Source organism: Streptomyces sp. NPDC088116, from assembly GCF_044741745.1.
Lineage (GTDB): Bacteria > Actinomycetota > Actinomycetes > Streptomycetales > Streptomycetaceae > Streptomyces.
Genome location: NZ_JBIUTF010000006.1, coordinates 665389 through 671714 on the forward strand (window position 1 = coordinate 665389; position 6326 = coordinate 671714).

The 6326-nt window shown below is 70.4% G+C and carries 1 protein-coding gene; it reads right to left on the reverse strand.

The window, feature by feature from the left end:
• Window positions 1–42: 42 nt before the first annotated feature.
• The coding region (locus ACIOJD_RS26300) for an SDR family NAD(P)-dependent oxidoreductase (protein WP_401918023.1) at window positions 43–6326 on the reverse strand (6284 nt) is incomplete at its 5' end.

Consider the following 6326-nt stretch of genomic DNA (forward strand, 5'->3'; position numbering starts at 1 on the left):
CGTTCCTTATCCTTCAGATAGAGCCGAAGCCTGAGCCGGAGCTCAGATCGCCCAAGGCTTGTCGTCCACAAGTGAGAACAGCTCGTCGTCAGTCGCGTCGTCGATCTCCTCGGCGCCGGCCCTCGTCTCCGAGCCGCCGTCGCCGTCCGCCCATACGGCCAGCAGTTTCTGTAGCCGGGTGCCTACTTCGGCACGGACCATCTCGTCTGCGGGCACCGTGCCCGCCAGGATCGACTGGAGTTTTTCGAGTTCTCCGAACAGGAATCCCGCGCCGCCGTCGTCCTCCGGCATCAGCTCCGCCCGGATGTGATCCCGCAGTGCCAGGACGGTGGGATGGTCGAAAACGACGGTCGCTGTCAGGTTGAGCGCGGTGGCGGAGTTGAGGCGGTTGCGCAGATCGACGGCGGTGAGCGAGTCGAAGCCGAGGTCCTTGAACGCCCGCGTCGGATCGATCGATCCGGGCGAGGCGTGCCCGAGTACGGTGGCGACAGAGGTCTGTACGACATTGAGCAGCATCCGGTCCCGCTCGTCGGGCGAGAGGCCCTTCAGCCGTTCTGCCAGCTGTCCGTCGCCGGTGGCCACGGTGTGACCCGCGGCGCGCCGCTGCTCGGTGGCGGGGGCCAGGCCGCGCAGCACGCTGGGCAGCGAGTCCCGCCGGCCGGCGAGGGCGCTGGTCCGCAGTGCCATCGGTAGCGCGACCGGTTCGTTGATCCGGAGTGCGGTGTCGAGGAGTTCGAGCGCCTGGTCCGTCGACAGGGGCGGGAAACCCTGACGGCTGAGCCGGGACACGTCGGCCTCGCTGAGCCGGCCGCCCATCCCTTCCGACTGCTCCCACATGCCCCAGGCAAGGGACACACCCGGCAGACCCTGCTCTCGGCGGAAGGACGCGAGTCCGTCGAGCACCGAGTTGGCGGCCGCGTAGGCCGACTGACCCGCGTTGCCCACGACACCCGCGATGGAAGAGAAGAGCAGGAACACATCGAGGTCGTCATTCACGGTCAGTTCATGCAGATGCAACGCCGATTCGGCCTTGGCCGCCAGCACACCGGCGAGCTTCTCGGGAGTCAGATCGGCGATCAGACCGTCGTCCAGCACACCGGCCGCGTGCACAACCCCCGTCAACGGAGCGTCATCGGGAACGGCGTCGAGGACAGCGGACAAAGCCGTACGGTCGCTGACATCACACGCGGTGACAGTCACCCGCGCACCGAGTTCCACCAGTTCCCGCTGTACGTCCTCCGCACCCGGAGCCTCAAGACCGCGTCGGGACAGCAGTACCAGGTCCCGGACACCGTGCCGGGTCACCAGATGACGAGCCACCACAGCACCCAGACCACCCGTACCACCCGTGATCAGGACGGTGCCGGGCTCCCGCCACGGAGTTGTACGCGACGATCCTGCCGCACTCGCCGGGGGAACCAGCCCGTCGTCTGAGGACATCCGCACCATCCGGGGCAACCACACCCGACCGTCACGGACCGCCAGTTGACTCTCTTCGGACTCCGCCCCGGACCCGCCCTCGTACGCAGCAAGAGCACGGTAGGAGTTGGGACCACCATCCAGATCGGCCAGCGCGAACCGGCCGGGATGTTCGCTGATCGCCGAGCGCACCAGACCCCACACACCGGCACCCGCGAGGTCCGGCTCTCGCACGTCGGCGGCTTCGGAGACTCGGAGTGCTCCTGCGGAGGCCGCGAGTGACTCGGAGGTTCGGAGTGCCCCGGAGGCAGCACTGATGGCGACCGCGCCGGTGGTCGACACCACCAGCCGCGAGTCGGCCAAACGCTCCTCGGCCAGCCACGTCCGCATCGCGCACAGCACATCAGTAACCCCACCAAGGAGATCACCAGATTTCGTGGCCACCGACAGCACCACCGTGCGCGGGGCCGGTGTCCCCTCGTCCAGAGCGGCGATCAGAGCCCCCAGGTCCGGGTGGCCGGTCACCTCGACATCGGCGGCGCTCCACGCGTCCACGACCTGCGGATCCGCGGCCAGGACGGCCCACTGACCACGCTCGACGGACGTGTCCGTCGTGTTCGGGACGGGAGCGGGCACCCAGTCCAGCCGGAACAGGCTGCCCGCGCTCGCGCCCGCGCTCGCCGAGCCGGCCTGGGCGAGGTCGGCGGCGGAGACCGGCCGCAGCACCAGGGAGTCGATCTCGGCCACCGGGTCGCCGCCGGCATCGGCCACCCGCAGCCCGTACTCTCCGGTCCCTCGCGGCGACAGACGCACCCGCACCGCCGAGGCACCCACGGCGGTCAACGACGCACCCGACCAGAGGAACGGCAGCATCGCGCCCTCGGCCGACTGGTCGCCCTGGCCGTCCTGGCCACGCTTGTCGCCCTGAAGTCCGAGCGCGTGCAACACGCTGTCCAGCAGCGCCGGGTGGAGACCGTACGCGGAGGCGTCCTCGGCCGCCGCCTCGGGCAAGGCCGCCTCCACGAACAGCTCGCCGTCCCGCGCCCATACGCCCCGCAGCCCCTGGAACGCGGGGCCGTAGGCCAGTCCGGCCTCGGTCAGCCGCTCGTACAGCCCGTCCAGCGGAAGAGCTTCGGCACCGGCAGGCGGCCAGACCGACAGATCCCAGTCGGCGACAACGGACTGTTGCGGTACGAGACTTCCGGTGGCGTGGAGCGTCCACGACCGACCGGTGTCAGTGTCGCCGTCGGCATGGGCGTCCTGCGGACGGGAGTAGACGCGCAACGCACGCCGCCCGTCCGTATCGGCCTCCGGCTCATCGACGCCGACCTGCACACTGACCGCGCCGTCGCGTGGGAGGACCAATGGCGCCAACAGCGTCAGATCCTCCACCCGGCCACAACCCACGTGGTCCCCGGCCCGGACGGCCAGTTCCACGAACGCCGTGCCCGGCACCAGCACCGAACCGGCCACCACATGATCACCCAGCCACGGATGCGAACCCACCGACAACCGCGACGTCAGCAGCACCGCATCCGAACCCGCGACCGACACCGCCGCACCCAACAACGGATGACCGGCAGCGCCCAGGCCCAGGCCACCGAGATCGCTCACCGACCTGCCGGAGCGCAGCCAGAACCGCTGCCGCTGGAAGGCGTACGTCGGCAGATCCACCCGTACGGCACCGGTCCCCGCGAACACCGCCGCCCAGTCGACCTTGACACCGCGTACGAACAGCTCCGCGACGGCGGTCAGCAGGGTCTCGGCCTCGGGCAGGCCCTTGCGCAGCACAGCGACCGCCGTATCAGCGCCGGATCCAGCGAGTGAGGCCAGCACCGGGTCCGGACCGATTTCGAGCAGCCGGGTCGCCGCCTGCTCACCGATGGCGGTGCTCAGGGCGTCATGGAAGCGGACCGGCTGCCTGACCTGGCGGACCCAGTAGGCGGCGGTCGTCCAGTCACCATCCGAGAGGGGCCGGCCGGTGACCGAGCTGTCGGCCGCCAGCGTCGGCTGCCGGTACTCGATGCTCGCGGCGATCTGCTCGTACTCCGCCAGTATCGGCTCCATCAACGCCGAATGGAACGCGTGGCTGACCCGCAGCCGGGACACGCGACGCTCCTGCTCGCGCGCTACCCCCATCACCCGCTCGACCGCGTCCTCATCGCCCGAAACCACCACAGCCGTAGGCCCGTTGACCGCAGCGACCGCGATCCGCGCACCGTCCGGCAGTCCGCTCAGGATCTCCGCGACCTCGGCCTCGGAAGCTTCGATCGCCGCCATCGCACCACCCTCGGGCAGCGCCTGCATCAACCGCGCACGACCCGCCACCAACCGCGCCGCATCCGCGAGGTCAAAGACACCGGCGGTATAGGCGGCGGCGAACTCACCGATCGAATGACCGAACACCACGTCCGGACCCGTGCCCCACGACCGGAGGAGTTCCACCAACGCCACCTGGACCGCGAACAACGCCGACTGCGCGTACCCGGTCAGATCCAGCAGCGCCGCCGCGTCCGAACCTTCCGCCGCGAACAGCACCTCCCGCACCGGAATCCCGAAGCCCGGCCGTCCCGCCAGCGCGGCATCCAGGTGGGAGCAGGCGTGGTCCAACGTCTCCGCGAACAAGGGGAACCGCTCGTACAGCTCACGCCCCATTCCGAGGCGCTGGCTGCCCTGACCGGTGAACATCCAGCCCGTACGCCCTTCGGTCGCCACACCGGACACCACGGTCGGGTCGGCGTCGGCCAGGGCATTCAACCCGGCGCGCAGGGCTTCCTGGTCCGGGCCGAGTACGACGGCTCGATGGTCGAGCACCGCACGTGTGGCCGACAGGGAGAGCCCGATGTCGACCGGGTCGGCGTCCTGCCAGTCGAGAACGGCAGCCAGTCGGCCGGCCTGCGCACGCAGGGCTTCCTCGGTCCGGCCGGAGAGCACCCACGGCACGGTCGGCAGCTCGGTCGTGGGCCGGTCCTCGGCCACGGCCGGGGCGGGCTCGGGAGCCTCCTCAATGATCACGTGCGCGTTCGTGCCACTGATCCCGAACGACGAGACACCCGCGAGGCGCGGACGCTCCCCACGCGGCCACTCCCGCGCCTCGGTCAGCAACTCCACCGCGCCGGACTCCCAGTCCACGTGCGACGAACGCTCGTCCGCGTAAAGGGTTTTGGGCAGCCGCTGCTCGCCCAGCGCCATCACCATCTTGATCAGCCCGGCAGCACCGGCGGCGGCCTGGCTGTGCCCGATGTTCGACTTCACCGAACCCAGCCACAACGGACCGGCTCCGTCGCGGTCCTGACCGTAGGTGGCGAGAAGTGCCTGTGCCTCGATCGGGTCGCCGAGCTTCGTACCCGTACCGTGTGCCTCCACGGCATCCACATCGGCAGTCGTCAAGTGCGCATTGGCCAGCGCCTGACGAATGACGCGCTGCTGCGAGGGACCGTTCGGCGCTGTCAGACCGTTCGACGCACCGTCCTGATTGACGGCGCTGCCCCGTACGACCGCCAGCACGTTGTGCCCCAACCGCCGTGCGTCCGAGAGGCGTTCGAGTACGAGAACTCCGGCGCCCTCGGCCCAGCCGGTACCGTCCGCGTCCTCGGCGAAGGACTTGCATCGTCCGTCGGCGGCCAGCCCGCCCTGCCGGGCGAACTCCAGGAAGATTCCGGGGGTGGCCATCACGGTCGCGCCGCCGGCCAGAGCCAGGTCGCATTCACCCGACCGCAGCGCCTGCGCCGCGAGGTGCAGTGCGACCAGCGCGGAGGAGCAGGCGGTGTCCACCGACACCGCCGGGCCCTCCAGACCGAGCGTGTACGCCAGCCGGCCGGAGGCGACACTCGGGGTGCTGCCGGTCAGCAGGTATCCCTCCGTACCGCCTTCCGGCTCGTGCATGTCGCCGCCGTACCCGTTCGCCGAGACACCGGTGAACACGCCGGTGGATGAGCCACGGAGCGAGGAGGGATCGATCGCGGCGCGCTCCAGCGCCTCCCATGATGTCTCCAGCAACAGCCGCTGCTGCGGATCCATGGCGAGGGCCTCGCGCGGCGAGATCCCGAACAGCTCGGCGTCGAACCGTGCCACGTCGGATACGAATCCGCCGCCACCGGCACCGGTCACGTCGGCGAGTGCCCTGTCGTTCCAGCCACGGTCGGTGGGCAGCGGAACGAAGCCGTCCCGTGCCGAGTCGACCAGGTCCCACAGCGCCTCGGGAGATGTCGCGCCCCCCGGGTAGCGGCAGCCCATGCCGACGATGACAATGGGGTCGCCGTCCGGGGCCACCGCCGTCGTCCGTACCAGCGGGGCGGCCTTGACCTGCTCTGCCGCCACGCCGAGGAGCCGCGTACGGAGGTAGTCCGCCAGCGCGGCCGGGTTCGGGTGGTCGAAAATGAGGGTCGCGGGAAGCTGTAGGGCGGTCGCTGCGGTGAGGCGGTTACGCAGGTCGACGGCGGTGAGCGAGTCGAAGCCGAGGTCCTTGAACGCCCGCGCGGCGTCGACCGCCGCGCCCGAGGCGTGCCCGAGCACACCGGCGACGTGGGTCTGTACCAGTTCGAGCAGCAACCGCTCCCGCTCTGCGGCGGGGAGCCCTTGGAGCCGACCGGCCAGTTCGCCACCGACTGCGGCCGGGGCGTGTCCAGCGGTCCGACGCCGCGAGGCCGTGGGGACGAGCGTGTGCAGGACGGCGGGCAGGCCCCCGCGTGCGGAGGCGAGCGCAGAGGTGCGCAGGGCGACCGGCACGGCCAGCGGCTCGTTGACCCGCAGGGCGGTGTCCAGGAGCATCAGCCCGTGTTCCGTGGTCAGCGCGGGGAAGCCTTGCTGACGCATGCGGTTGAGGTCGGTTTCGTTGAGTGTGCCGCCCATGCCGGCGGAGTTCTCCCACATCCCCCACGCCAGCGACACACCCGGCAAACCCTGAG